The organism is Glycomyces sambucus, from assembly GCF_900102815.1.
Lineage (GTDB): Bacteria > Actinomycetota > Actinomycetes > Mycobacteriales > Micromonosporaceae > Glycomyces > Glycomyces sambucus.
Genome location: NZ_FNGF01000003.1, coordinates 121,864 through 146,976 on the forward strand (window position 1 = coordinate 121,864; position 25,113 = coordinate 146,976).

Consider the following 25,113-nt stretch of genomic DNA (forward strand, 5'->3'; position numbering starts at 1 on the left):
GGCGTGATGCTGATCCTGGCCGCAGCGCTCCCGGCCGCCGGGGCGCTCGCCGTGTGGCGGTTGCGGCGGCGGCCGTACGCGCACTGGATCGGGGCCGGGGCGGCGGCGCTCGCGTTCGCGGCGGTGGCGATGCTGCCGGTCGGACGCGGGAGCGGCGCCTGGCTGGTCGCGGACGGCGAGCTCACCGGCGCGTGGTGGCACCAGGTCTCGATCGAGTGGGCCCCGTCGCTCCACCTCGAGTTCTCGCTCGCGGTCGACGGCGTCTCGTGGACCCTCGCACTCCTCACCGCGCTCCTCGGGGTCCTGTGCTGCGTCCACAACGCGGTCGGCGCGGAGCAGCGCGCCGCCGACCTCCTCGGCGCCGACCGGGCCGCTTCAGCTCCCCTTCAGGTCCCCGCGGGTAGCTTCGAAACCGGGGGCCCTTCCCCGGCCGCGCGCCGGGTCCGAGGCGTGCCCGCCGACGGCGCATCAGGCAGCGCTTCAGGTTCCCTTCAGGAACCTCCGGGTAGCTTCGAAACCGGGGGCCCTTTCCCAGCGGCGGCGCCGGTCCACGGCGTGCCCTCCGGGGCCGGCGGCGGTGAGCCCGAAGGGGACCGGTGGCAGTCGCCGATTCTCACCGCGCTGCTCCTCGCCGTCCAGGCCGCGTCGACGCTGGTGTTCCTCACCGACAACCTCGTGCTGTTCTTCATCGCGTTCGAGGCGGTCCTGCTCCCGATGTGGGCGATCATCCACCGCTACGGCGACCCCGCCGCGCGGCGGCGGGCCGCCGCGAAGTTCGCGCTGTTCACCGTCGCCGGGTCGCTCCTCATGGCCACCGGCCTGTTCATCGCGATCGCCGACACCGGCACCGCCGACCTCGGCGCGATCCTCCTCCACGGCGGCGTGGGCGACGACCGCTCACTCCTGGTCTTCGCGCTCCTCGCCCTCGGGTTCGCCGTCAAAGCACCCCTGTGGCCCTTCCACTCCTGGCTGCCCGACGCCCACACCGCCGCGCCCACCGTCGGCTCGGTGCTCCTCGCGGGCGTCCTCCTCAAGCTCGGCACGTACGGCCTCATCCGGGTCGCCGGGGGCCTCGCCCCCGACGGCGCCGCCGACGCCGCGCCCGTGCTCGCCGCCCTCGCCGCGCTCGGCATCCTCGTCGCGGGGCTCGTGTGCCTGCGCCTCCCCGAGATCAAGCGGCTCATCGCCTACTCCTCGGTGGGCCACATGGGGTTCGTGGTCCTCGCGTTCGCGGCCGGCACCGAGGCCGGCGTCCGCGCCGCCCTGTTCGGCAACCTCGCGCACGGCCTCGTCACGCCCCTCCTGTTCTTCCTCGCCGGGGCCCTCAAGGCCCGCACCCACACCGGCAGCCTCGGCGCCCTCGGCGGCCTCCGCCTCGCCGCGCCCGCGCTCGCCGGGCTCCTCGGCTTCGCGGCCCTCGCCTCCCTCGGCCTGCCCGGCCTCGCCGGGTTCTGGGGCGAGGCGTTCACCGTGTACGCGGCGGCCGAACGCGGCGGCGCCTGGCTCGGCCTCGCCGCGGCCGCGGCGTTCGGGGCGTTCCTCGCCGCGGCGTACCTGCTGCGCATGCTCAGACGCGTCAGCCACGGCCCGGTCGCGCCCGCCGTGTACGGCATCGGCGACGTCTCGGCCGCCGAGGCCGCGGTCTGGGCCCCGCTCGTGGCCGGGACGCTGCTCCTCGGGCTCGTCCCGGGCCCGCTCCTGGCCCTGTTCTCGGAGGGGCTGCTCTGATGCGGGTCCAGGACATCGACCACGCGGCCCTGCTGCCGCTGTACCTCGCGGCCGCCGCCGCGGTGCTCGCCCTGCTCGCGGGCCGCTTCGCGAAGGGCGCCGCCATGACCGGGCTCGCCGCCGCCGCGGGCGCCGCCGTCTGGGTCGGCCTCGGGCCGGACCGGGCCACGTTCGCGGTCGGCGAGTGGCACTCCTACGTCGCCGACGACGCCGCCATGGGCACCGCCGCCCTCTTCGCGGGCCTCGCGGTCCTCGTCGCGGCTGTGAGCGGGCGCCAGGCCGGGGAGTACTGGTTCCTCCTCGCGGCCTCCGCCGCGGGCGGGATCGCGCTCGCCGGGGCACGGGACCTCGTGACGCTCGTCGTCGCCGTCGAGACGCTCACCCTGCCCCTGTACGTCCTGGTGGCGCGCCCCGGCCGCGCCGGGGCGGAGGCCGGGACGACCTTCCTCATCGCCTCGGTGACCGCATCGGCGACCGCGCTCATGGGCGCGGCGCTCCTGTACGCCGCGAGCGGGACCGTGCACCTCGCCGGCCTCGGCGCGGGCCTCGCGGACGCGCACGCGGGCCTCACCGCCGCCGGAGTCGCGCTCCTGCTCGCCGGACTCGCCTTCAAACTCGCCGCCGCGCCGCTGCACTCGTGGGCGCCGCTGGTCCTCGAACGCGCCCCGCTGCCGGTCGCCACATACCTCGCGAGCGCGTCGAAGCTCGGCGGGGCCGCGGCCGTCACCTGGGTCGTCTACTTCGGACTCGCGGGCGAGGCGAGCGCCGGGATCACCGCCGCGGTCCTCAGCGTCGCCTCGATCCTCATCGGGAACCTGGGCGCGCTCGTGCAGCGCCGCACGGTGCCGCTGCTCGCCTGGTCGGGCATCGCCCACGCCGGGTACGCGCTCGCCCCGCTGGCGGTCCTCGCCACGGCGGCCGGACGCGAGCAGGCCGGCCCCGCCGCCTCCGCGACCCTCGCCTACGCGGTCTTCTTCGTCCTCCTGGAGGCGGGCGCGTTCGCCGCCTTGACGGCCGTCCGGCCCGAGACCGCCGACCTCTTCGCCGCGGACCCCGCACCGGAACCCGGACCCGGCCCCGCGCCGGCCACCGGAATCGGGGCCGCACCAGCCCCCGGAACCGAGGCCGCAACCAGGGCCGCAACCGATACCGCAACCGACCGCGAAACCGGAGCCCAGGTCGCGTCGGCGGAGCGTCGGACCCCCAAGGCAGACTTGCAATCGGGGGGTCCCCGGGGGTCCGTTTTGAAGGCTGACGCCGGAAATGCCGGACTCCAGCGCCGCGACGACGACCCCGGCGGGCGGATCGCGGAGCTCTCCGGGCTGTGGAAGGCCGCGCCGCTGCCAGCGGCGGTGCTCCTGACGGCCGTCATCGGGCTCGCCGGGCTGCCGCCCGCGCTCGCGGGGACGTTCGCCAAGGTCGCCGTCCTCGAAGTGCTCGCCTCCTCGGCCGTGTGGCTCGCCGTCGTGGTCGCGGCCGGGGCCGTGGTCGGGCTCGCGTACTACCTGCCGCTCGCCCGGGTCCTCCTGACCGGCCGCGCCGCGGCCGCCCCGCGCCGGTACGCGGTGGCGCTCGTCCTGGCCGGCCTCGCCCTCGCCGCGGTCTCGCTCGCGCCGCAGCTCGTGTTGGACTTCACGTCCGTTTCACGGTGAAGTCCCGGTTCGTCCGGAAATACTGGGTGTGACCGGGACGTTGCATTTCCCATAGGAGGGAATCCGACCACCATGAAGCACCACAACGGCCTCAAGACGGCCGTGCTGCTCGGCGCGATGTCGGCGATCGTGATCGCCGTCGGCTACGCGCTCGGCGGCTCCACGGGCGTCGTCATCGCCGCGGTCATCGCCGTGGGCATGAACGCCTACGCCTACTTCAACTCCGACAAGATCGCGCTGCGCTCGATGCGGGCCCGGCCCGTCACCGAGGCCGAGGCGCCGCAGCTCTACGCCACGGTCCGCGAGCTCTCGCAGCGCGCCGAGCAGCCGATGCCGCGCCTGTACGTCTCGCCGACCATGCAGCCCAACGCGTTCGCCACCGGCCGCAACCCCGAGCACGCGGCCGTCGCGGTCACCGACGGCATCCTGCGGCTGCTCACGCCCGCCGAGCTGCGGGCCGTCCTCGGGCACGAGCTGTCGCACGTCTACAACCGCGACATCCTCATCTCCTCGGTCGCGGGCGCGCTCGCCGGCATCATCACGATGCTCGCCAACCTCGCGATCTTCATCCCGCTGGGCAACGCCGACGACGACCGGCCGAACCCGCTCGTGCTGCTGCTGACGATGATCCTCGGCCCGCTCGCGGCCGGGCTCATCCAGATGGCCGTCTCGCGCTCGCGCGAGTACGAGGCCGACGCGGACGGCGCCCGCCTCACCGGCGACCCGCTCGCGCTCGCGAGCGCCCTGGAGAAGATCTCCGCGGGCGTCGACCGGATGCCGGCCCGCGCCGACAGCCGGATCGCCGAGCAGTCGCACCTCATGATCGAGTCGCCGCTGCGCGGCGGCGGCCTGGCGAGCCTGTTCTCCACCCACCCGCCGACCGCCCAGCGCGTGGCGCGCCTGCGGGAGATGGCCCGCGGCATCGTCCGTTAGGAATCAGAGGCGCGGTCCGTTAGGAATCAGAGGCATCGTCCGTTTGGAACCAGAGGCGCCGCCCGTTGAGAACCGAAGGCGCCTCCCGTCGGAACCGAGGACGTCGCCCGCCAACGCCCCACGGGCACACCGAAAGCCGCGTCAGCCTGAGGCTGACGCGGCTTCGCGCAAATCAGGAGTCGCTCCGGCGTTCACCGCGGGGCTAGTAGATGCTGCCGCCGATGTCCTTGATGCCCGTGCGGACGTCGAGGAGGTAGATCAGCGACGCCGCGATGGAGACGAGGGCGAACAGGTTCAGCCCGGCGTAGCCGCCGAAGAGGAGCGACAGGACGAGACTCACCACGAGGAGCCCGAGCCAGGTGCCCTTCGAAAGGGTGCCGACGGCGTTGAACGCCTCCGGTTTCTGCACCGCGCAGTGGATGACGGCGATCAGGGACAGGAGCGCGCCCCCGTACCCGATGATCTGCGAGATCACGCTTCGGACCTCGATGGCGAACACGGCATCGAACTCTGGCATGTGGCCCAGCCTACCCGCAGGTGCTCGGAAGCCGGTCGGCTCGGCTACTTGCCGAGCTTGCGACGCTGAACGCGGGTCTTGCGGAGCAGCTTGCGGTGCTTCTTCTTCGCCATGCGCTTGCGCCGCTTCTTGATGACCGAGCCCATAGAGCTTCCTCACAGGTGTTGACTAGACGATAGTTAGAGCCCGACCAGCCTAGCCCGTCCCCCCGGCGGCCCCCTCGCCGGGCGAGTTCGAGCGAAGGCCCCGTCACAGCTCGCGCGTGGCGGGGCCAGGGCCGACGGCCGGGATCACTCGTCCGTCTGGAGGGCCTCGGAGAGGTAGGTCTTCACGGCGCTCTCGGGGACGCGGAAGGAGCGCCCCACCCGCACCGCCGCGATCTCACCGTTGTGGACGAGCCGGTACACCGTCATCTTCGAGACGCGCATCAACTCGGCCACTTCCGTCACCGTCAAGAACTTGACCTCGTCGAGGAGGTCCCCGGGTTCGCTCATGTGTCTCACCGTTCTGTCGAGGGCTGTTGCGAGCACTATTGCCTGTGCAAGGACGTGGGGTTGTGTGATGTATTAGAGGTGCGGTGGACGCGAATGCCCTATGAACCGAAACAAGTCGGTCGTCACGAAGCGTGACGTTGATGTCTTTCGATTGGGATGTTGCTCATGTTACGGCAGTCCGCGCCACCCGGCAACACCCGATCTCACACCGTCTGGGCAATGAATGCCGTAATCTCCTCCATCAGCGCGGCGTAGTCCGCGCCGTACACGGTCTGGGCGGCGTCGACCGCCGGAGTGCCCTCGCGGGCGGTCATCCCGAAGAACTCCGCGAACTTGTCGACCCCGTAGGTGTCGATCATGTAGTGCACGCCGAGGAACCCGCAGCCGTACTTGCCCGAGCCGGCGAGCGTGTCGTCGTCCTCGTCCGGGGGCAGGATGTCGGTCGCGCAGCCGCCCTGGGCCACGTAGTCGCGCACGTCCCACATGCGGTCGTAGTCCTCCAGCGCCCGGTCGCCGTGGTCGATGTACTCGGCCACGCCCTCGACCATCCACCAGGTGTCGTCGGCGTACCGCTCGGACGGCGCGGCCCACAGGGTCACGGCGTGGCCGAGCTCGTGCCGGATGACCGAGGTCAGGCCCTCGCCCCAGCCGGTGCGGTCGACGCCCATGACCGTGGCGTACGTCGAGGGCTGGCGCTCCCCGCCCACGGTCCCGTTGAGCGGCAGGGCGAACCCGAGGACGTCCTCGGAGTCCCACATGCCGCCGAACCAGGTGTCGAACTCCTCGTCGGAGGCGATGTAGATGACGTACCGGTCGGGCTTCTCCCAGTACGCCCACTGGTCGGCGTTCTCGGCCGCGGCCTCGGAGATCGCCAGCGCCTCCTCGAGGCGGGCCTCCATGGCGACCGGGACGGCGGTGACGGTGCGCTCGCCGACGGCGGCGACCAGGTCGGTGACCTCCCACGGGTGCGGGCCCTCGCCGAACTCGGAGTTGGAGACCTCGATCATCCGCATGCCGGCGTCGTCGGCGCGCCAGCGCGTGTCGAAGACGATGTCGGCGGCCTTGCACGTGTCGGCGGGCTCGACGAAGCAGTAGGAGAGCGCGATGGAGATGTCGTAGAGGGGGACGGCGCCGGACGCGTCCTCGATGGGGCCCGAGGCGATCTGGTAGTCCCAGCGGGAGACCTGCATCTGGTGCAGCGACTCGTAGCGGCCGGTCATCTGGGTGTGCAGGGTCGGGTCGTAGGCGGCGAGCCAGCCTTCGAGGCTGCCGTTGACCAGCGACTCGGACTGGGCGCCGAGGACGAGTTCGGCCTGCTCCTTGAGGTAGGCCAGGACCTCGGCGGCGGTGGCGTCGGGGCCGGGGCTGGGGACGGTGCCCTCGCCGGGTTCGACGGCCAGGCCCTCGATGGTGCCGGCCTCGCCCGCGAAGGGGCGCCAGCCGTTGACGAGCGCGCCCGCGAAGACCGAGGAGGCGACGAGGGCGACGACCACGAGGAGCGTGACGAAGTGGTTGCGCTTCGGCTCGGGCCTGGGCTGGTAGTAGCCGGCGGGGCCGCCGGGCCAGGGGGGCATGGCGCTGACGGGGATGGGGCCGGGCGGGACGCCGGGGGGCATCGGGTGCCCGTATCCGGGGGGCGCGAGCGGCGGGGCGCCGGGGTGCATCATGCCCGGGGGCGCCATCTCGACCGGGAGCGCCGACGGCGGCTGCGTGGGCTCGATCATCGGCGGCATCGGGGCGGCCTGCGGGAGCGCGGTCTCGGCCCCTTCGGCCTGCGGCAGGACCGGGCCCGGCGCGGCGGCGCGGGGCGCCTCGGGGGCGCTGCGCTGGCCTGGCACGAGCGGCGCGGGCCCGGGCGGGTTGGCCCCCGCGGGCGCTGCGGGGTGCTGCTCGGGGGAAGCCGGGGGGAAGTCCTCGGGGGCTTGAGTCACGTTCGCAACTGTAGTCGCCGCTCGCAATTCCCGCGAGCCTCGAACGCCCGGTGTGCGCTGGGCGTCCATCGATCCCGGCGCAGGTGGGAGCGGCCGGTGGCGGCGCGGGCCGCCTCCGGCCGGGCCCCGATCCCTAGGACTTGGTCCACAGTGAGCGGAGGAACACCGCGAGGTTCGCGGGGCGCTCGGCCATGCGGCGCATCAAGTAGCCGTACCACTGGTCGCCGTAGGGCACGTAGACGCGCATCCGGTAGCCCTCGGCGGCGAGGCGCAGCTGCTCGGAGGTGCGGATGCCGTAGAGCATCTGGAACTCGAAGGTGTCCTTGTCGCGGTCGTACCAGCGGGCGCGGTCGACGCCGATCTCGATGAGGCGCGGGTCGTGCGTGGCGAGCATCGGGTAGCCGTCGCCGGCCATGAGGGCGTTGATGCAGCGCACGTAGGAGCGGTCGACATCGAGGGCCTTCTGGTAGGCGACCGTCTCGGGCTCCTTGTAGGCGCCCTTGCAGAGGCGGATGCGCGAGTCGGGGACCGCGTGGTTCTTGCAGTCGTCCTCGGTGCGGCGCAGGTAGGACTGGAGGACGGCGCCGGTGAGGGGGAACTCGGCGCGGAGGCGCTGCACGATCTCCAGGGTGGAGTCGGTGACGGTGTGGTCCTCCATGTCGACGGTGACCGTGGTCCCGGCGTCGGCGGCGGCGGTGCAGATCTCGCGGGCGCGGTCGTAGGCGAGCTCGGCGTCGATGCGCTGGCCGAGCGCGGAGAGCTTGACGCTGACCTCGGCGGTCTTGGAGAGCCCTTCGCCCTTGAGGGCGGCCAGGAGCGTCAGGTACTCGTCGCGGGTGGCGTCGGCCTGCTCGACGACGACGGTGTCCTCGCCGAGGTAGTCGAGCGTGGCGAGCAGTCCGTCGGCGGCGAGGGCGCGGGTGGTGGCCACCGCCTCGGCCGTCGTCTCGCCCGCGACGTAGCGGCGCACGAGCGACCGGGACACGGGCGCGGTGCCGACCAGGCGCTCGATCTTCGATGACCTGGCGGCGGCGAGGATGACAGAACGCAGCATGTGTGCAGCGTAGCTCCCCGTCGACCGGGATCAGGTCACAGTGGCATAACGCAAGGGCATCGACATTGGAAACCAAGCCGGATCAGCGGAGGGATGCTCAGCTTCCAAGGCGGAGTCGAGAACAGCCCTCGGTTCTCATTGGCCGACGGCCTGCGACTGCTCCGATTGCCCGGTTCGCGCCTCGGGGACGCGCACGGGTGCCTCGGGGGCCGCCGGGACGCCCAGGAGGCGCCGGTACAGCTCGTCGTAGCGCCTCGCCTGGAACTCCCACGTGTACTCGTCGAGGAAGCCCGGCTCGGCGTAGGGCTTGGCGTAGCGGGCCCGGTCGGCGGTGATCGCGCGCAGGGCCCGGGCGAGGTCCTCGGCGTCCTCGGAGCGGAACACCTCGCCGATCCCGAGGGTGCGCACCAGCGAGGACATGACCTCGACGTCGGTGACCGCCACGGGCAGCCCGCCGTGCATGAACTCGAACAGCTTCGTGGGCAGGGCCAGCTCGTGGTTGACCGGGCCGGTCCGCAGCGGGTGCACGCCCGCGTCGGCGGTCGACAGGAACCGCGGCAGGACCCGGAAGTCCACGTAGCCCATGAAGTGCAGGCGGTCGGCGGCGCCGAACGCGGCGGCGCGCTCGCGCAGGCCGTCCACGTACGGCCCGGTGACGGTGTGGACCACGAACGCCGCGTGCATCTCCGGCGCGAACCGCAGGGCCTCGACCAGGGTCTCCAGGCTGCGGGCCGGGGAGGCGCCGCCGCAGTAGACCGCCAGCGGGACCTCCGGGCCGAGGCCGCAGGCGGCGCGCACGTCGCCGCTCTCGGGCGCGGGCAGGGCCGGGTCCGGGCGGGGCGGCGCGTTGAGGACCACCCCCGGGAGTTCGGCCAGGCCGTGCGTCTCGGCGAGCAGTTCGGCGATCCGCGGCGAGACCGTCACGATCGCGTCGGCGTACGGCAGGTACTCGCGCTCGTAGCCGGGCCGGGCGACCTGGCAGCGCGGGTTCGGGGCCTGGACGCCGGGCAGGAACTCGTGGGCGTCGTACAGCAGCCGCACGCTGCGGCCCTTGGCCGCGGCGCGGGCGACCGCGCGGGCCGCGACCCCGATCATCCGGTAGTCGTGGGCGTGGACGAGGTCGGGCTTGAGCTTGTCGACGAGGGGCGCGTACGCGAGCTCGTACTGGTACGGCAGCTGCTCCAGCTTGCGCCAGGCCCGGTCGCCGAGGAGCCGGCGCCACCAGGCGATCTCGAACCGCTCGATGCGGCCGTGGTCGCGGGGCGCCATCCAGGCGACCATCGCGCCGGTCTGGTCGACGCGGGCGCGGAGCCACTTGCGGCGCAGGCGGACCGCGAGCCTGTGCAGCGCGCGGGGGGCGCCGCCGTCGGGCAGGCCGCGCCCGGCGGCGTAGCGGCGCTGCTCGGCGTCGCCCGCGTCCATGCGGTGGCGCTCCCAGTGCCGTGCGGCGAGGACGTTGTTCGGGTACGCGAGGGGGAACCGCCACGGCGCGATCATCTGCCGCAGGTTCTTCCGCGGGGGCAGCGGGGGCAGGGGGCGGCGGTGCACGGTGGCGCCGCCGAGGTCGTACCGGTCGCCCTTGCGGGCGTCGGTGCGGCCGATGAGGTGCACGTCCCAACCCGCGCCGGCCATGGACGCGGCGGCCTTCTGCACGCGCGAGTCGCCGTCGATCGTGGTGTCGACGAGCATGACCACTCTGCCGCGGCCGGTCCGCTCCGCGTCCGCCATCGGACCCTCCTCCGTCAGGCGACCCGGGCGCGCGCCCGGACGGGAAATACAAGGATCGACAGTACCGCAGGCAGCCGCCCGCACTCCGACCCCGGCACCTGGGAACGCAGCGTGAGGGCGTCCCCCGCGGTGGGGCATCGCACGCCGCCGCGGAACGGGCCGCCGCGCGCCGCGCTGCATTCCGCCGAGCTGACCGCGACGGGCCACGGACGGACGCCGCAGTCCGAGGGTGACGACGTCCCGACCCAGAGACGCGGCCGCCCCGACCGGGATCGGCCACCGCGCCGCGGAGACCGTCCACCGGTCAGAGCGGGCGGTACGGCTCGCGCTTCGGCCGGTCGGGGTCGGTCGGGTCCCACGGCTCCAGCGGCGCGGTCACCGGCAGGTCGCCGTGGGCCGCCTGCGGGTCGACCGCCCGGGTCACCGCCAGGTGCGGGTAGCGCTTGGCGATCGACCAGCCGAGCGGGACCGTGGCCTCCTCCAGGCACACCACCCGGTCGGCCGACGCGAGGTCGAGCCGCGCGAGGCGCCGGACCGCGAGCGGACGCAGCGCGTGGTGGCGGACCGGGCCGTAGACGCGCCAGAACACGTTGCGGCGCAGCCAGGTCGTGGCCCTGCGGTGCAGGCGCGCGGCGGCGTTCCCGCCGGGGACGCGGCCGTCGAGGCGGCGCAGCACCCCGCCCGGGACCCGCTCCAGCAGCGTCTCGTACAGCCACACGCCCGGCAGCCGGTTCTCCGGGGCCGCGAGCGAGTGCACCGCGACCATCGGGTGGATCTCCAGGGCCCGGCGCCAGCGCTGGCCGTCGGCGACCACCGCCTCCACCCGGACGCCCCGCTCGCACGCGTACGCGGCGTACCGGTTGGCGCGCTTGACCGCGCCGTTGCCGAACAGCAGCAGGACCACGCGCGGGCTCGGCCGGTCCGTCGCCTGCGTCGCCGCCTGGGTCGCCGTCACCGCCGGCCTCCTCTCGCCGCGAGGTCGCGGCACCACGCCTCGAAGGGCTCCAGGGCCCGGTACCTGGTGAAGGAGGCCGCGTAGGCGCGGGCCTCGGCGGCGGTCTCGGGGTCGGTCTTGCGGGCGGCGTCGCCCGCCTCGGCCATGGCGCGGGCGACGTCCTCGGGGTCGAGGCTGCCGGGCGCGAACCACAGCGGGTAGTCGGCGAGCAGTTCCTCTGCGGCGCAGCCGCGCTCGTGGACCGAGACCACGGGCTTGCCGGTCGCCATGTACTCGAAGATCTTCCCCGAGGTCACGTACTTGGAGCCGCCCGCGAGGAACACGAGGACGTCGCTGTCGGCGTACGCGCGGCCGATCTCGGCCTTGGCGACCGGGCCCCGGTAGGCGATCCCGTCCGGTTCGGCCTCGCCCAGGCCGAACTCGGCCGCGAGCGCGGCGCGGCTGCCGGCGAAGAACCCGAGGTGGCCGTACAGGTCGAGGCGGGCGCCGGGGTGGCGGCCGGCGGCGGTCATCCGCTGGAAGCCCTCGAACAGGGGTTTCACCGGTTGCACTTTGGTGATGGTGCCGACGTACGCGTAGGAGAGGGGCGCGTCGTCGCGGGGGCGCGGGTCCGGCTCCTCGGCGAGGACGTCGGGGTCCCAGCCGTTGAGGACCACGCGCATCCGCTCGGCCGCCTCGGGGTAGCGCTCGGCGTGCCAGGCGCGCAGGGCCTCGTTGACGAACAGGGCGCCCGCGGCGCCGCCGAGGATGCGCCGCTCCCAGCCCCAGGCGCGGTGGCCGGGCCCGAACGCGTCGGCGTTCGCGAACAGGTCGAGGGTCCAGGAGTCGCGGTAGTCCACGACGTACGGCAGGCCCGTGCGCTTGCCGAGGCGGTAGGCGGCGGCGAAGGACGCGAAGGGGTTCCCGGTGGCGACGACCAGGTCGAAGGGCCGTTCGCGGTGGAGCCGCAGGCCCTCCTCCACGGCGGCGTCGCCCCAGGAGTGGTAGGCGTCGGGGAACGCGAGGCGCTGGCGCCACCTGTGGAGGCGCTTGGCGAGGAACGGGAAGTTCCCGCGCAGGGGCCCGAAGCGGCGGACGTCGGTCTCCCAGGGGAAGAAGTCGAGGTCGGGCTGGACGGTGGTGATGCGCGGGTCGACGGTGGCGACCAGGCTCTCGTCGAGGGAGCCGACGACGTCGGTGAAGAACCGGTCGGGGGCGCGCGCGACGGTGACGTCCCAGCCGGCCTCGGCGAAGTAGTTCGCGGTGGCGCGGGCCCGGTAGACGCCGCTGGCGCGCGAGGGCGGGAAGTAGTACGCGAGGTAGAGCAGGCGGGGGCGGTCAGCGGCCACTGGGGGCCTCCGCTCGGGGCTCGAAGGAGAAGGTGGTGACGAGGTCGGGCCGGGCCTCCAGCAGCGCCGGGAGCCAGTGGACGCCGAGTTCGACGGCCTGCGGCTCGTGGAGCACGATCCAGTCGAAGTCGCCGTCGGCGAGGGCCGCGGTGACGGCCGCGAGCCGGTGGGCCTCGCGCAGCGCCTTCGTCTGCGGCCAGCGGCGGCGGGTGAGCGGGGCGAGGACGGCGCGCCTCCAGCGGGCGGCGGCGCGCGCCGCGGGCCCGCGCAGGGGCCCGCGCCCGGCGCGGCGGAGCACGCCGAGCGGGAGGCGGTTGAGCAGGAGCGCGACGGCGGCCGACTCGGGGGCGCGGACCGCGGTGGCGCCGGTCCAGACGACCTCCACGCGCGGGTCGAGCGGGGTCTCCTCCCAGGCCGGGCCCTCCTCGGCGACGAGGCGGACGCGGTGCCCGGCGTCGGCGGCGGCGCGCGTCTCGGTGGCGAGGGCCCGGCGCCAGGCGCTCTTGGGGGCGACGAACACGATGGTGGTCATCGGCGCTCCTCCCGGTCCCACGCCTCGTAGTGGCGCGCGGCGACGGCTTCGTAGGAGTACTTGGCGCGCAGGCGCTCCCGCGCGGCGGGCACGTCGGTCTTGGCGGGGTACCGCTCGCGCAGGTCCGTGTAGGCGGCGACCATGGCGTCCGGGTCGGGGTCGACGTCGAACAGCCGCCCGGCCTCGGCCTCGATGCCCTCCAGGACCTGGTCGGACCCGCCCGAACGCGTGACCAGGACCGGGGTCCCGGCTGCCAGGGCCTCCACGACGACCACGCCGAAGGTCTCGTGGCGGCTGGTGTGCACGAACAGGTCGTGCGCGGCCATGAGGCCCGGGACCTGCGCGGGGTCGACCGAGCCGATGAACGAGACGGCGTCGTCGACGCCGAGGTCGCGGGCGAGCGCTTCGAGTCCGGGGCGGAGCTTCCCGTCCCCGGCGACGGTGAGCTCCAGGTCCGGGTGCGCCGCGCGGCAGCGGCGGAACGCCTCCAGGAGGTAGTCGATCCGCTTGCGCTCGTTCAGGGCCGCGACCGAGATCCAGCGGCGCAGCGCGGCCGGGGCCGCCTCGCGCGGGGACCGGAAGTCGATCGGGTTGGCCATGTACCGGAGCTTCCCGGCGAGGTGCGGGAACTCGGCGGCGATGCGGTCGTGGAGGGGCGCGCCGACGACGTAGAACCCGTCGGCGCGCTCCAGGACCTCCTCGTAGCGGGCGCGGGCGGCCGGCTGCTCCAGGACCCGGTCGAGGAACGAGGCGTGCTCGGTGACGTGGACGCGCGCGCCGGGCGCGGCGTTCTCCAGCGCGGCCCAGCCGCCGGTGATCGGGACGTGCGCGTGCACGATCGGGGCTTCCAGGGGCCGCCCGCCGAGGAACGTCCGCAGCCAGCGCGCGGACGCGTCCGAGTGCGTGATCCAGGCGGTGTCGCGGGGCGTCAGGGTCGGGACCCGGTGGAGGACGGCGCCGCCCGCGGTCGCCAGGCGCACCCCGGAGCGGGCGAGGAGCCGTTCGTGGAGGGCGATGACCTCGGGGTCCGCGTCCAGGGGCGCCTCGACCTCGCCGACGGGCCAGCTCTTCAGGTGGTACACGTCGAGCTCGGCGCAGCCGCCGGCGACGGCCTCGACCTGGGCGCGGACGAACGACCCCGAGTACGTGACCTGCGGCTCGGGGTACCAGGGGGTGACGACCGCGACGCGGCGCTGCGCCTCAGCCATGGAGGAGCCGCCCGTACAGTCCGGTGAGGCGCTTCGCCTGGCCGTCCCAGGTCCACTCGTCCAGGGGCACGCGCTCGGCGTACGCCTTCCGGTAGCGCTCGGGGTCGTCCAGGACCGCGGTGACCGCGCGCGTGAAGTCGGCGGTGTCCTCAGCGGTGAAGACCTCGCCCTGGCCGGTGGTGCGCACCAGCTCGGACATGGTCTTCACGTCGGACACGACCACGGGGATGCGCGCGTGCGAGTACTCGAAGAACTTGGTGATGAGGGAGATCTCGTGGTTCCCCCAGTGGTGGATGGGGATCACGCCGAGGTCGGCCTCCGCGAGGAACGGCACCACCTGGCGGTGGGGCACGTAGGAGAGGACGTGGACGCGGTCGGCGACGCCGAGTTCGGCGGCCCGCTCCTGGGTGCGCTTGACGTAGCGCCAGTGCGGGTAGGAGACGACGAGCGCGGCGTGGGCGTCCGGGAGCGCGGGCAGCGCCTCGACGAGGATATGGAGGCCGCGCTGCTCCAGCGGGGCGCCGCTGTAGACCATGAGCGGCACGGCCGGGCCGATGCCGCAGCGCTCGCGCAGGCCCGGCTCGGGCCGCTCGACGCCACCGCTGGTGTCGGGCACGTTCATGACCACCTCGGGCAGGGCCGGGAGGCGGTGGCGCTCGCGCATCATCTCGGCGAGCGTGTCGGAGACGGTGACCACGGCGTCGGCGTGGGGCGCGTACTCGCGCTCGTGCCGCAGCTGCGCCTCCTTCCACCACGGGTGGTGCTTCCAGGACTTCATGCCGGGCAGGTACTCGTGGGCGTCCCACACCAGCTTGACGTCGCGCCCGGCCGCGGCGGCGCGGAGCTTCGCGCGGGCGCCGACGCCGAGCATCTGGAAGTCGTTGGCGTGGATGAGGTCCGGCGCGAGGGCGTCGACCACGGGCCCGAAGGACAGTTCGAGGTCCCACAGGGCCGGGTCGAGGCGGCGCCACGCGCGGTCGCCCATGGCCGCCTTCCAGAAGGACGCGGCGAGGCGGTCGACGCGGCCCGCCGCGGCGGCCCGGTCGGCTTCGAGCCTGCGGGTGGCCTTGCGGCGCAGGCCGGTCCAGGCCCAGAAGGCCCGGTACGCGGCCTCGCGGGGGGCCAAGGACAGCGCTGAGGCGCCGCGGGCGCGGTCGGTGTCGAGGTCGGCGCGCCAAGCGCGGGCCTGCCGGTGCCGGTAGGACGCGAGCGGCCCGGGCGGGTAGGCGAGCGGGGAGCGGAGCCAGCCGCGGCGCATCTGGTGGCGGCGGCGGTCGAACACGCGGTCGACGGGCACCAGGCGCACCGTCGCGCCGCCGAGCGCCCACTCCTCGGCCCTGCCGCTGGGGGAGGCACCGAGCAGGACGACCTCGTAGCCGGCCGCGGCGGCCGACTCGGCCTCCTTCTGCACGCGCGAATCACCGGTGACGCCGTTCTGCACGAGCATCACGATCCGCCGGGGGTGCACCATCGTTCCTCCGAGTTCACCTTACGTCCGCCGGACCGTAGGGCCGTCCGGCAGGCACATCGTACGGAACGCCCCGCTTCACCTGGCGTTTCCCTAACGTTCGGACACCCGCGCGCCGCCGTTCGCCCGCCGTTCCCGCGCCCGGGCGGGCCCGGGGCCCCGGCTTGACCCGGGGCGGCCGTGAAAGGCGGCTCGTATACTCAGGCGGTCCGATCCCGTGGCGGCCCCCGCCGTCGAACCCGCAGGAAGCAGCGAATGCCTTACAGGGTCCAGGAAACCGCCCAGGTGCACGAGAGCGCGGAGGTCGGCGACGACTCCTCGGTGTGGGAGCTCGCGCAGATCCGCGAGCACGCCCGCCTCGGCCGCAACTGCGTCGTCGGCCGCGGCGCCTACATCGGCACCGGGGTCCGCATCGGCGACAACGTGAAGATCCAGAACTACGCGCTGGTGTACGAGCCCGCGACGCTCGCCGACGGCGTGTTCGTCGGGCCCGCCGCCGTGTTCACCAACGACCACAACCCGCGCGCGGTCGCCGCCGACGGCACCGTCAAGCGCGCGCACGACTGGGAGGCCGTGGGCGTCGACGTCGCCGAGGGCGCCTCCATCGGGGCGCGCGCGGTCTGCGTCGCGCCGGTGCGCATCGGCCGCTGGGCGATGGTCGCGGCCGGGGCCGTGGTCACCAAGGACGTCCCGGACTACGCGCTCGTCATGGGCGTGCCCGCGAAGCGGGCGGGGTGGATCGGCCGCACCGGCCGCCGCCTCGAAGCGGACGGCGACGGCGGCTGGACCTGCCCCGACACCGGGGACCGGTTCCAGGAGAAGGACGGCACGCTCATCGAGATCGAGAAGGAGTCCTGACGTGAAGGTCGTCAGCATCGTGGGCGCGCGCCCGCAACTGGTGAAGCTCGGCGCGATCGCGAAGGCGTTCGCGGGCACGGAGCACCGGCACGTGGTGGTCCACACCGGGCAGCACTACGACCCCGAGCTCTCGGACGTGTTCTTCACCGAGTTCGGCATCCCCGAACCCGACTTCCACCTCGGCATCGGCTCGGGCAGCCACGGCGCCCAGACCGGCGCGATGCTCGCCGCGATCGACCCGATCCTCGACGCCGAGCGGCCCGACTGGGTGCTCGTCTACGGCGACACGAACTCCACGATCGCCGGGGCGCTCTCGGCGGTCAAGCAGCACCTCCCGGTCGCGCACCTCGAGGCGGGCCTGCGCTCGTTCAACCGGCGCATGCCCGAGGAGCACAACCGGGTCCTCACCGACCACTGCGCCGACCTCCTGCTCGCCCCGACCGACGAGGCCGTGCGGCACCTGGCGAACGAGGGCCTGGGCGCGCGCGCCGTCAACGTCGGCGACGTCATGGTCGACGTGTGCTTCCACACCCGCGACGCCGTGCTCGCCGCCGGGGAGCGCCCCGAGCTGCCCGCCGGGATCGACCCCGACGCGCCGTTCCTGGTGTCGACGCTCCACCGCGCCGAGAACACCGACGACCCCGAACTGCTCGCCGCGCTCGTCGAGTCGCTCGCGGGCCTGCCGGTCCCGGTGGCGCTCCTCGCGCACCCGCGGCTCCAGGCCAAGGCCGACCAGTACGGGCTCAAGCTGACGCAGGGCTCGGTCGTCGCCGCCAAGCCGCTGCCGTACCGCCAGCTCGTGGCCGCCGTCCTCGCGTCCTCGGGCGTGGTCACCGACTCCGGGGGCCTCCAGAAGGAGGCGTACCTGCTCGGGCGCCCGTGCACGACGCTGCGCACCGAGACCGAGTGGGTCGAGACCCTGCGAGAAGGCTGGAACGTCCTCGTGCCGCGCCCCGACCGGCTGCCGGCCGAGGAGTGGATCCGGACCGCGACGCGCCCGGCGCCCTCGGTGCTGCTCGACGCCCCGTACGGGGACGGCACCGCCGGCCTCGCGGTCGTGCGGACCCTCGAAGCGCACCTGCCGAAGTAAGCGGGAAGTGAACGGGCCCCGGCGATCCGCCGGGGCCCGTCCGCTACGCCGCGCGCCGCGGCGCGGGGCCGATGAGCTCCTCGTACAGCGCGGTGTACGTGCGCGCCTGGTGCTCCCAGGAGTACTCCTCCAGCAGGGCCGGGTCGTCGTACGCGCGCCGGTAGGTGTCCTTACCTGCGAGGATCTTGCGGATCGCCTCCGCCATGCTCGCGGGGTCGCCGGAGGCGAACACCTCGCCGTTGCCCAGGCGCCGGACCTCGGCGGCCATGGTCTTCACGTTCGAGACCACCAGCGGCAGCCGGGCGTGGCTGTACTCGAAGAACTTGTTCGGCAGCGCGATCTCGTGGTTGACCGACCCGGTCCGCATCGGGTGGATGCCCATGTCGGCGGTGGACAGGAACCGCGGCAGGTCCGCGTAGTGGACGTAGTCGCGGAAGTGGAGCCGGTCGGCGACCCCCAGCTCCTCGCCGAGGGCCACGAGCGACTTCCCGTACGCGCTCTCCATGCGCACCTTGGAGATGAGGAACGCCAGGTGCAGGTCGGGGACGAGGCGGGCCGCCTCGATCATGACCTCGATCTGCCGCTCGGGCGCGGCCCAGCCGGAGTAGACCGCGAGCGGCGTGTCCTCGTCGAGCTTGCAGTCGCTGCGGATGTCGCCGGGGTCCGGCCGGGCCGGGCCGGCGCCGAGGGGCGCGTTCAGGACCACCGCGGGCTCGCGGGCGAGGCCGTGGTCGGCCTTGAGCAGGGCCGCGAGCGGGCCGGAGACGGTGACCACCGCGTCGGCGTACGGTATGTACCGGCGCTCCCAGCGCGTCAGCGCGACCTGCCGGTGGAGCGGGACGCCGTCGGAGTGGCCCGGCACGTACTCGTGGGCGTCGTACAGGATCCGCACCTGCTTGCCCTTGGCGCGCATGCGGTCGGCGGCGCGGGCGGCGATGCCGAGCGGGAACGCGTCGTGCACGTGGATCAGGTCGGGCTCCAGCCGCAGGATCTCGGGGCGGAACGCGGTCTCGAACCGGTGGAAGCCGACGTCGAGGCGCCGCCAGGCGCGGTCGCCGAGGAGGACCGTCCACCAGCGGATGTCCCAGCGCTCCAGGCGCCCTTCGCGCTTGAGGAAGCGGTCGCGGGCCTTCGAGGCGGCCAGGCGGCGGCCGATCCACGCGCGCTGGACCTTGCGGCCGGCGCGGCTGAGGACCAACGGCGGGCGCAGCAGGCCGTCGCGGCCGCCGATCCCGGGCCGCTCCTGGCGCCGGGCCTCCAGCTCGGTCTTCTCGATCCTGATCCGCAGGCGCCGCTGCCGGGCCTTGTCGGGGGTGGCGTACGCGAGCGGGTGGGCCCAGAACGCGGCGGCGCGGCGCAGCGTGCGCGGCGGCGCGAGCTTCGGCAGCGGGATCTTGTGGACGCTGTAGCCGTCCTGCCCGTAGTGCTGCTCCTCACCGGTGACCGAGACGCCGACGAGGTGCACGTCCCAGCCGGAGGCGGCCACCGACGCGGCGGCCTTCTGCACCCGCGAGTCGCCCTCGATCCGGTTGGGCACCACCATGACCACCCGGGCCGCACCGGGCTCGGGGGCCGCGTCTGTCGTTGTCGCTGTCATCGGCGTCGCTTCCGTCGGTCGCACGTGGAGTGGGTGTCGCGGCACTCTACCGCCGGCCGGGGAGGCGGGGCGGAGAGCGGCGCCGCGCCCGGACCGGGAGGACCGGCACAATCGTGATCCGCACAGCTCAGGGCACTGGCGCTCCATGCTAACGTCCACTACTATGTCAGCGTTCTCTACACCCGGGGCCGCTCGGACCTCAGCAGGCCGGACCTCACCGGACCGGACCTCACAAGACCCCGGACCCGGGCGCGACGGGCAGCGCCCCCATCTGATCTACCTCGCGGTCGGGTTCCCCCCGGCCGCGAAGAGCTGCGCCTACCGGATGCGCGAGACCGCGAACCAGTTCGCCGCCCAGGGGTGGGACGTCACGGTCGTCACCGTCGAGGACGAGTCCTGGGAGCTCGACTCGGGCGTCGACCACACCCTCTCCGAGCAGGTCGACCCGCGCGTCGAGGTCGTGAAGCTGCCGCTGCGCCGCGACGACCTGGAGACGGACATCCGCCGCTACGACGAGCAGCGGGCCCTCGCCCCCTTCAACTGGGTCAAGGCCCTCCACGCCCGCCAGCGCGAGGTCTTCCCCGAGGGGAGCTTCGGCGACTGGCGCGAGGCCCTGGAGGAGGCGGTCCTGCGCCTCCACCAGGAGCGCCCGGCCGACCTGCTGCTCGCCAGCTGCGTCCCCTACGTGAACCTCGCCGCGGTGTGGCGCCTGTGGGAGGAGGCCCGGGTCCCGTACGCCGTGGACTTCCGCGACGGCTGGTCCATCGACGTCATCGACGGCCGCGAGGCGTTCGGCTTCGACTCCGAGGAGGGCCGCTGGGAGGCGAAGATCCTCGGCTCGGCCCAGTCGCTGTGGGTCGTCAACGACCCGATCGCCGAGCACTACCGGGCCCGCTACCCCGACTTCGCCGACCGCGTCCACGTGGTGCGCAACGGCTACGACGCCGACAGCGCCCCCGGCCGGTCGCACCGGCCCGACCCCGAGTCGGGCCTGGTCTTCGGCTACCTGGGCACCGTGAACTTCTCCACCGACCACCTCAAGCTGGTCCTCGACGCGTGGAGCGCCGCGCGGCGGCGCGAGCCGCTGCTGGCGAACGCGCGCCTGGAGTTCCGGGGCCACATCGGCAACGGGGCCCGCCGCGGCTCCAGCCCCCACGTCGAGCTCATCCACAACGCCGCCGAGGACGGGGTCAGCTACGGCGGCCCGGTCGCGAAGGCCGACGTCGCCGCCACGTACGCGCGGTGGGACGCCATGGCGCTCATCCTCATCGGGGGCCGGTACGTGACCTCCGGGAAGGTCTACGAGTACATGGCGACGGGCCTGCCGATCGTCTCGGCGCACGACATCGACCACGACGCCGCGAACGTCCTCGAAGGGCACCCGCTGTGGACGGGCTCGAAGGGCATCGACCGCGAGGCGATGGCCGACTCGTTCGCCGAGGCCGCGCGCCTCGCGGTGGAGTCCACCGACGAGCAGCACGCGGCGGCGATGAAGCACGCCGACCGGTTCACGCGCGAGATCATCATGTCCGAGGCCGTTCAGCGCCTGGTCGACGAGTTGCAGGTTGGGAAAGGCCGCACCCAGTGATCGACGTACTCTTCGTCAGCAGCAAGACCTTCCCGATGAGCGCCGTCGCCGACACCGTGCGCAGGCTCGGCGACGAGGGCGCCCGCGCGGTGTACGGCGGCTCCGTCTCGGACTCCTGGATGCAGGAGGTCACCGAGGGCGCCGGGTTCGCCGACACGCACCAGCTCCCCCGCAAGGACGGCCGCGCCGCGGTCGGCCTGCCGCGCGGCGAGCAGGTGTGGCTGCGCTGCCGCTCCGACTCGTGGCTGCGCTCGCACGCCCGCAAGGCGGACGTGCTCGTGGCCCTCGACGACGGCGCCGTGTACACGGTGTGGCAGCTGGCGCAGCGCAACCGGACCGCGAAGGCCGTGTACGGCTTCGCGCCCGCGCTCAACGCCGTCCGCGACCTCGTCCGCCAGGGCGGGCCGAAGCGCCACGGCGCGTTCATGCCCCCGGCCTCGCTGGCGCTGCGCGACTTCGGCCGGGCCCTCAAGCGCCTGCCCGAGTCCACCGAGCGGGTCCTCACGCCCCGGCCGCTCATGCGCCGCAACATCGGCGGGAAGCTGTGGCGGATCCCGCTGCGGGCCCCGGGCCTGTCCGACAAGTTCCGGGCCCGGATCGCGCGCCGCGTCGCCGAGTCCATGTACTGGGCGGGCAAGCCCTCGGGCGGGGCGTACGCGCTCGGCCTGGCGGCCTCGAAGATGAGCGACCTCCCCGTCAAGGCCAAGCTCCTCGACGACGTCATGCGCCAGGAGTTCAAGCGGGGCGTCACCCCCCAGCACACGAACCAGGCCGTGCGGGCGCTCCTGGACCTCGCCGATCAGCAGTACGCGGCCGGTCGGCTCGAGGAGGCGGCCGTGAACCTGAACCGGGCCCTCGTGGTCGGGTTCCACCGGGTCACGCACATCGACCAGCTCTCCTCGCCGCTGGCGGCCGACCCGCGGAAGTTCGTCAAGCGGTTCCACCGCTCGACGGCGCTCCAGGCGGTCCAGGCCCCGCAGGGGCGGCAGCGCCCCGCCGCGCCCGCGCCGGTCGACCGGCCGCTGCGGCTCCTGGTCACCACCAGCGCGAACGACAACTTCCTGCACCACATCCTCGACCGCTACCGGGCGCACCCGGGCGTGGAGGTGCGCTACCTCGACCTGGCGGCGCAGAACTCGCTCAAGCGGATCACCGGCTCGGACTGGCGGATCGTCCAGACGAAGCTGGGCGGCGACGACGAGTACGCCGAGGCCGTCGAGGCCCTGATGCGCCCGCACCTGGACTGGGCCGACACGGTCTTCGTCGACTGGTGCGCGGGCCCGGTCGCGATGCTGTCGACGATCGACCCGGGCGACACCCGGATCGTGGTGCGGCTGCACAGCTACGAGGCGCTGACCCGCTGGCCGCAGATGGTGGACTTCTCGCGCGTCGACGACCTCGTGTTCGTCGCCGAGCACGTCCAGGACCTCACGGTGGCGCAGACGCCGCAGCTGCGCGGCGCGCACGCGCCGCGGATGCACGTGCTGCACAACGCGATGAAGCTGAGCGGGTTCGCCCGCGAGAAGACCCCGGACGCGCGCTTCAACATCGGCCTCGTCGGCGTCAGCCAGGTGGCGAAGGACCCGCTGTGGGCCGTGGAGGTGCTGCGGGAGCTGCGCGCGCAGGACGACCGGTACCGGCTCGTGCTCGTCGGCGGCGACATGGACCGCCGCGCCAGCCGCGCCACCAAGAAGTACCGGGACCGGATGGAGAAGGAGCTCGCGCCGCTGGTCGCCTCCGGCGAGGTGGTGCGGACCGGGCCGACCGACGACGTCGAGGGCGAGCTCACCGGCATCGGGTTCATCCTCAGCTCGTCGGTGCGCGAGGGCAGCCACAACGGCCTCATGGAGGGCGCCGCGAGCGGCGCCGTCCCGGTCGTGCGCGACTGGCCGTTCTACGCGGGCAAGCCGCACAGCGCCCGCACGCTGTACCCCGAGGGCTGGGTCGTCGACTCGCCAGCGGCGGCGGCGCGGCGCGTCCTCCAGGTGAACGCGACCGAGGAGTCCTGGCAGCAGGACGCGAAGCTCGCCTCCGAGCACGCCCTGTCCACTTGGGACTGGGCCGTGGTCCACACGGACTTCGACCGCCTGTTCCTGGGCGACCGGGCCTAGCACGCAACGCGAAAGCGCCTCCCCGGCCGAGCCGGGGAGGCGCTCCGCTCGTTCAGGAGCGGATCAGCGCCGGGCCTCGGGGTGGTGCAGGCACCATCCCTCCCAGGCGGACTCGACCATCTCGCGCAGCCCGTGGCGGGCCGTCCAGTCGAGCTCCTTGCGGGCGAGGTCGGCTGAGGCGATGACGCGCGCGGGGTCGCCCGCGCGGCGCGGGGCGATCCGGGGGGCGACGCCCTCGCGGCCGGCGGTCTCCAGGATGATCGCAACCATGGCCGCCACCGAGGCGCCCTCGCCGCGGCCGATGTTGAGCACCAGGGCGGCGTCGGGGTCCGCGGTGATCCGGCGCGCCGCCGCCACGTGGGCGGAGGCGACGTCGAGGACGTGGACGTAGTCGCGTTCGCAGGTGCCGTCGGCGGTCGGGTAGTCGTCGCCGAACACCACCGGGGCCTCGCCCCGGGTGAGCCGGTCGAAGACCATCGGGACCAGGTTGAACACGCCGGTGTCGGCGAGTTCGGGGGTCGCGGCGCCGGCGACGTTGAAGTAGCGCAGGCACGCGGTGGCCATGCCGTGGGCGCGGCCCGCGGCCCGCACCAGCCACTCCCCGGCGAGCTTCGTCTCCCCGTACGGGCTCATGGGCGCGCAGGGCGTGTCCTCGGTGACGAGGTCGACGTCCGGCATGCCGTACACCGCGGCGGAGGACGAGAACAGGAACCGGCGCACCCCGGCGGCGGCCGACGCCTCCAGGACCGTGCGCAGCCCCTCGACGTTCTCGCGGTAGTACTCCAGCGGGCGCTCGACCGACTCGCCGACCTGCTTCTTGGCGGCGATGTGGACGACGCCGTCGAGGGCGTGGACGCGCAGGATCCGCTCCAGGAGCGCGCCGTCGAGGACGCTGCCGCGCTCGACCGCGACGCCCTCGGGCAGGCGGCCCGAGTCGCCGGAGCTGAGGTCGTCGAGGACGACGACCCGCTCGCCGGCGGCGGCCAGCTCGCGGACCACGTGGGCGCCGATGAACCCGGCGCCCCCGGTGACCAGCCAGCTCATTACGCGGCCCCGCCGAGGACGATGTGGCGCCGCCCGTCCCACGCGGCCGGGTCGGTGACGCGGCGGCCGTCGAGGAGCACGCGCACCTCGGGGAGGTCGGCGGACGAGAGCGAGCGGTACTCGCCGTGGTCGGCCTGGACGACGGCCGCGGTCACGGCCTCGCCGCGGTGCGGGGTCAGGCCCTCCTCCTCCAGCTCCGACTCGGTGTACATCGGGTCGGACACGAACGCGTTGGCGCCCTTGGCCTTCAGGGACTCCACCAGCGGGAACACACCGGAGAACGCGGTCTCCTTGACGCCGCCGCGGTAGGCCGCGCCGAGGACGAGGACGTTCGCGCCCGACAGGTCGCCGTACGCGGCCTCCAGGACCTCGACCGCGTAGGGCGGCATGGCCGCGTTCGCCTCGCGGGCGGCGCGCACGACCGTGGCCTCCGGGTCGTTCCACAGGTACATCTGCGGGTAGATCGGGATGCAGTGGCCGCCGACGGCGATGCCGGGGCGGTGGATGTGGCTGTACGGCTGCGAGTTGCACGCCTCGATGACCTTCATGACATCGAGGCCCTGCTTGTCGGCGAACCGCGCGAACTGGTTCGCGAGGCCGATGTTGACGTCGCGGTACGTGGTCTCGGCGAGCTTCGCCATCTCGGAGGCTTCGGAGGAGCCGAGGTCCCACACGCCGTTGGCCCGCGGCAGGTCGTCGCGCTCGTCGAAGTCGAGGACGGCCTCGTAGAAGGCGGTGCCCGCGGCGGCCGAGGCGTCGTCGATCCCGCCGACGAGCTTCGGGTAGCGGCGCAGGTCGGCGAAGACGCGGCCGGTGAGGACCCGCTCGGGGCTGAACACGAGGTGGAAGCCCTCGCCCGCGGTGAGGCCCGAGCCCGCTTCGAGCATCGGGGCCCAGCGCTCGCGGGTGGTGCCGACCGGGAGGGTGGTCTCGTAGGAGACGAGGGTGCCGGGCTTGAGGCCCTCGGCGACCGCCTTCGTGGCGGCGTCCATCCAGCCGAAGTCCGGGACGCCCTGGGCGTCCACGAACAGGGGCACGACGATGACGACGGCCTCGGACTCGGCGACGGCCGCGGCCGTGTCGGTGGTCGCGGTGAGCGACCCGTCGGCGACGACGGCCTTGAGCAGCTCGTCGAGGCGGTGCTCGCCCGGGAACGGCTCGACGCCGCCGTTGACGGCCTCGACCACCCGCGGGTTGACGTCGGCGCCGATGACTCGGTGTCCCTTGGAGGCGAACTGGACGGCCAACGGCAGTCCGATCTTGCCCAGGGCGACCACACAGATCCGCATTGCTCGGT

21 protein-coding genes are annotated in these 25,113 nt (G+C 73.8%); 7 read left to right on the forward strand and 14 right to left on the reverse strand.

The window, feature by feature from the left end; all coding sequences use genetic code 11:
• Positions 1 to 6: 6 nt before the first annotated feature.
• The 3 genes from BLS99_RS10310 (at position 7) to htpX (ending at position 4,313) form a co-directional block, all read left to right on the forward strand.
• Positions 7 to 1,728 (forward strand): complex I subunit 4 family protein, encoded by a 1,722-nt coding sequence (locus BLS99_RS10310; protein WP_245712238.1) that lies wholly within the window; start codon positions 7 to 9, stop codon positions 1,726 to 1,728.
• Complete coding sequence (locus BLS99_RS10315) at positions 1,728 to 3,380, forward strand: NADH-quinone oxidoreductase subunit N (protein WP_091048253.1); 1,653 nt, start codon at positions 1,728 to 1,730, stop codon at positions 3,378 to 3,380. The genes BLS99_RS10310 and BLS99_RS10315 overlap by 1 nt, the downstream gene beginning before the upstream one ends.
• Positions 3,381 to 3,452: 72 nt before the next feature.
• Positions 3,453 to 4,313, forward strand: a complete 861-nt coding sequence (gene htpX / locus BLS99_RS10320; protein WP_091048257.1) for a zinc metalloprotease HtpX — start codon at positions 3,453 to 3,455, stop codon at positions 4,311 to 4,313.
• Between the two features lie 202 nt (positions 4,314 to 4,515).
• Here the strand turns inward: htpX and BLS99_RS10325 are convergent, their stop codons facing one another.
• From BLS99_RS10325 to BLS99_RS10375, 11 genes are all read right to left on the reverse strand, one after another.
• The gene (locus tag BLS99_RS10325) at positions 4,516 to 4,830 is read right to left on the reverse strand and encodes a DUF2516 family protein (RefSeq protein WP_091048260.1); all 315 of its coding nucleotides are present in this window, start codon (positions 4,828 to 4,830) and stop codon (positions 4,516 to 4,518) included.
• A gap of 44 nt (positions 4,831 to 4,874) precedes the next feature.
• Positions 4,875 to 4,976: a 30S ribosomal protein bS22 gene (locus BLS99_RS10330; protein WP_081687713.1), complete on the reverse strand. Its 102-nt coding sequence runs from the start codon at positions 4,974 to 4,976 to the stop codon at positions 4,875 to 4,877.
• 144 nt (positions 4,977 to 5,120) lie between these two features.
• On the reverse strand, positions 5,121 to 5,324 hold the full coding sequence (locus tag BLS99_RS10335; RefSeq protein WP_091031906.1) for a helix-turn-helix domain-containing protein: 204 nt from the start codon (positions 5,322 to 5,324) through the stop codon (positions 5,121 to 5,123).
• A 203-nt stretch (positions 5,325 to 5,527) separates the two neighbouring features.
• Positions 5,528 to 7,255 carry a gluzincin family metallopeptidase gene (locus BLS99_RS10340; protein ID WP_143034745.1) on the reverse strand — a complete coding sequence of 576 codons (1,728 nt, stop codon included), beginning with the start codon at positions 7,253 to 7,255 and terminating at the stop codon, positions 5,528 to 5,530.
• 133 nt (positions 7,256 to 7,388) lie between these two features.
• Positions 7,389 to 8,309, reverse strand: a complete 921-nt coding sequence (locus BLS99_RS10345) for a proline dehydrogenase family protein (RefSeq protein ID WP_091048267.1) — start codon at positions 8,307 to 8,309, stop codon at positions 7,389 to 7,391.
• Positions 8,310 to 8,444: 135 nt separating this feature from the next.
• Positions 8,445 to 10,037: a glycosyltransferase family 4 protein gene (locus BLS99_RS10350; protein ID WP_143034746.1), complete on the reverse strand. Its 1,593-nt coding sequence runs from the start codon at positions 10,035 to 10,037 to the stop codon at positions 8,445 to 8,447.
• A gap of 304 nt (positions 10,038 to 10,341) precedes the next feature.
• Entirely contained in the window at positions 10,342 to 10,992 is a 651-nt protein-coding gene (locus BLS99_RS10355) for a hypothetical protein (RefSeq protein WP_091048272.1), read from the reverse strand.
• Entirely contained in the window at positions 10,989 to 12,320 is a 1,332-nt protein-coding gene (locus BLS99_RS10360) for a glycosyltransferase (RefSeq protein ID WP_091048274.1), read from the reverse strand. Before BLS99_RS10360 ends, BLS99_RS10355 begins: the two co-directional genes overlap by 4 nt.
• Complete coding sequence (locus BLS99_RS10365) at positions 12,310 to 12,852, reverse strand: hypothetical protein (RefSeq protein WP_091048278.1); 543 nt, start codon at positions 12,850 to 12,852, stop codon at positions 12,310 to 12,312. Before BLS99_RS10365 ends, BLS99_RS10360 begins: the two co-directional genes overlap by 11 nt.
• A complete protein-coding gene (locus BLS99_RS10370; RefSeq protein ID WP_091048280.1) occupies positions 12,849 to 14,060 on the reverse strand; it encodes a glycosyltransferase in 1,212 nt (403 codons plus the stop codon). The genes BLS99_RS10365 and BLS99_RS10370 overlap by 4 nt, the downstream gene beginning before the upstream one ends.
• Positions 14,053 to 15,531: a glycosyltransferase family 4 protein gene (locus BLS99_RS10375; RefSeq protein ID WP_218126409.1), complete on the reverse strand. Its 1,479-nt coding sequence runs from the start codon at positions 15,529 to 15,531 to the stop codon at positions 14,053 to 14,055. The genes BLS99_RS10370 and BLS99_RS10375 overlap by 8 nt, the downstream gene beginning before the upstream one ends.
• A gap of 252 nt (positions 15,532 to 15,783) precedes the next feature.
• Between BLS99_RS10375 and BLS99_RS27380 the strand changes: the two genes are divergently transcribed.
• Together BLS99_RS27380 and wecB are read left to right on the forward strand one after the other, a co-directional pair.
• Positions 15,784 to 16,386 (forward strand): acyltransferase, encoded by a 603-nt coding sequence (locus tag BLS99_RS27380; protein ID WP_091048283.1) that lies wholly within the window; start codon positions 15,784 to 15,786, stop codon positions 16,384 to 16,386.
• 1 nt (position 16,387) lies between these two features.
• Positions 16,388 to 17,476, forward strand: a complete 1,089-nt coding sequence (gene wecB, locus BLS99_RS10385; protein ID WP_091048287.1) for a non-hydrolyzing UDP-N-acetylglucosamine 2-epimerase — start codon at positions 16,388 to 16,390, stop codon at positions 17,474 to 17,476.
• Positions 17,477 to 17,519: 43 nt separating this feature from the next.
• On the opposite strand, the gene BLS99_RS10390 is transcribed toward wecB, so the two are convergent.
• On the reverse strand, positions 17,520 to 19,073 hold the full coding sequence (locus tag BLS99_RS10390; RefSeq protein WP_176953299.1) for a glycosyltransferase family 4 protein: 1,554 nt from the start codon (positions 19,071 to 19,073) through the stop codon (positions 17,520 to 17,522).
• A 325-nt stretch (positions 19,074 to 19,398) separates the two neighbouring features.
• Here BLS99_RS10390 and BLS99_RS10395 point away from each other — a divergent pair, with 325 nt between their 5' ends.
• Complete coding sequence (locus BLS99_RS10395; RefSeq protein ID WP_176953300.1) at positions 19,399 to 20,661, forward strand: glycosyltransferase; 1,263 nt, start codon at positions 19,399 to 19,401, stop codon at positions 20,659 to 20,661.
• Positions 20,658 to 22,772 carry a glycosyltransferase family protein gene (locus BLS99_RS10400; protein ID WP_091048294.1) on the forward strand — a complete coding sequence of 705 codons (2,115 nt, stop codon included), beginning with the start codon at positions 20,658 to 20,660 and terminating at the stop codon, positions 22,770 to 22,772. Before BLS99_RS10395 ends, BLS99_RS10400 begins: the two co-directional genes overlap by 4 nt.
• A 63-nt stretch (positions 22,773 to 22,835) precedes the next feature.
• Here the strand turns inward: BLS99_RS10400 and galE are convergent, their stop codons facing one another.
• Together galE and BLS99_RS10410 are read right to left on the reverse strand one after the other, a co-directional pair.
• On the reverse strand, positions 22,836 to 23,816 hold the full coding sequence (galE, locus tag BLS99_RS10405) for a UDP-glucose 4-epimerase GalE (protein WP_091048298.1): 981 nt from the start codon (positions 23,814 to 23,816) through the stop codon (positions 22,836 to 22,838).
• Complete coding sequence (locus tag BLS99_RS10410) at positions 23,816 to 25,105, reverse strand: nucleotide sugar dehydrogenase (RefSeq protein WP_091048301.1); 1,290 nt, start codon at positions 25,103 to 25,105, stop codon at positions 23,816 to 23,818. The genes galE and BLS99_RS10410 overlap by 1 nt, the downstream gene beginning before the upstream one ends.
• Positions 25,106 to 25,113: the final 8 nt, after the last annotated feature.

What these genes read in the sequence shown, in the direction of transcription:
- BLS99_RS10310 (WP_245712238.1), top strand. Translation starts at nt 7, where the DNA reads ATGCTGATCCTGGCCGCAGCGCTCCCGGCCGCCGGGGCGCTCGCCGTG.
- BLS99_RS10315 (WP_091048253.1), top strand. Translation starts at nt 1,728, where the DNA reads ATGCGGGTCCAGGACATCGACCACGCGGCCCTGCTGCCGCTGTACCTC.
- htpX (WP_091048257.1), top strand. Translation starts at nt 3,453, where the DNA reads ATGAAGCACCACAACGGCCTCAAGACGGCCGTGCTGCTCGGCGCGATG.
- BLS99_RS10325 (WP_091048260.1), bottom strand. Translation starts at nt 4,830, where the DNA reads ATGCCAGAGTTCGATGCCGTGTTCGCCATCGAGGTCCGAAGCGTGATC.
- BLS99_RS10330 (WP_081687713.1), bottom strand. Translation starts at nt 4,976, where the DNA reads ATGGGCTCGGTCATCAAGAAGCGGCGCAAGCGCATGGCGAAGAAGAAG.
- BLS99_RS10335 (WP_091031906.1), bottom strand. Translation starts at nt 5,324, where the DNA reads ATGAGCGAACCCGGGGACCTCCTCGACGAGGTCAAGTTCTTGACGGTG.
- BLS99_RS10345 (WP_091048267.1), bottom strand. Translation starts at nt 8,309, where the DNA reads ATGCTGCGTTCTGTCATCCTCGCCGCCGCCAGGTCATCGAAGATCGAG.
- BLS99_RS10350 (WP_143034746.1), bottom strand. Translation starts at nt 10,037, where the DNA reads ATGGCGGACGCGGAGCGGACCGGCCGCGGCAGAGTGGTCATGCTCGTC.
- BLS99_RS10365 (WP_091048278.1), bottom strand. Translation starts at nt 12,852, where the DNA reads ATGACCACCATCGTGTTCGTCGCCCCCAAGAGCGCCTGGCGCCGGGCC.
- BLS99_RS10370 (WP_091048280.1), bottom strand. Translation starts at nt 14,060, where the DNA reads ATGGCTGAGGCGCAGCGCCGCGTCGCGGTCGTCACCCCCTGGTACCCC.
- BLS99_RS10375 (WP_218126409.1), bottom strand. Translation starts at nt 15,531, where the DNA reads ATGGTGCACCCCCGGCGGATCGTGATGCTCGTGCAGAACGGCGTCACC.
- BLS99_RS27380 (WP_091048283.1), top strand. Translation starts at nt 15,784, where the DNA reads ATGCCTTACAGGGTCCAGGAAACCGCCCAGGTGCACGAGAGCGCGGAG.
- BLS99_RS10390 (WP_176953299.1), bottom strand. Translation starts at nt 19,073, where the DNA reads ATGACAGCGACAACGACAGACGCGGCCCCCGAGCCCGGTGCGGCCCGG.
- BLS99_RS10395 (WP_176953300.1), top strand. Translation starts at nt 19,399, where the DNA reads ATGCGCGAGACCGCGAACCAGTTCGCCGCCCAGGGGTGGGACGTCACG.
- galE (WP_091048298.1), bottom strand. Translation starts at nt 23,816, where the DNA reads ATGAGCTGGCTGGTCACCGGGGGCGCCGGGTTCATCGGCGCCCACGTG.
- BLS99_RS10410 (WP_091048301.1), bottom strand. Translation starts at nt 25,105, where the DNA reads ATGCGGATCTGTGTGGTCGCCCTGGGCAAGATCGGACTGCCGTTGGCC.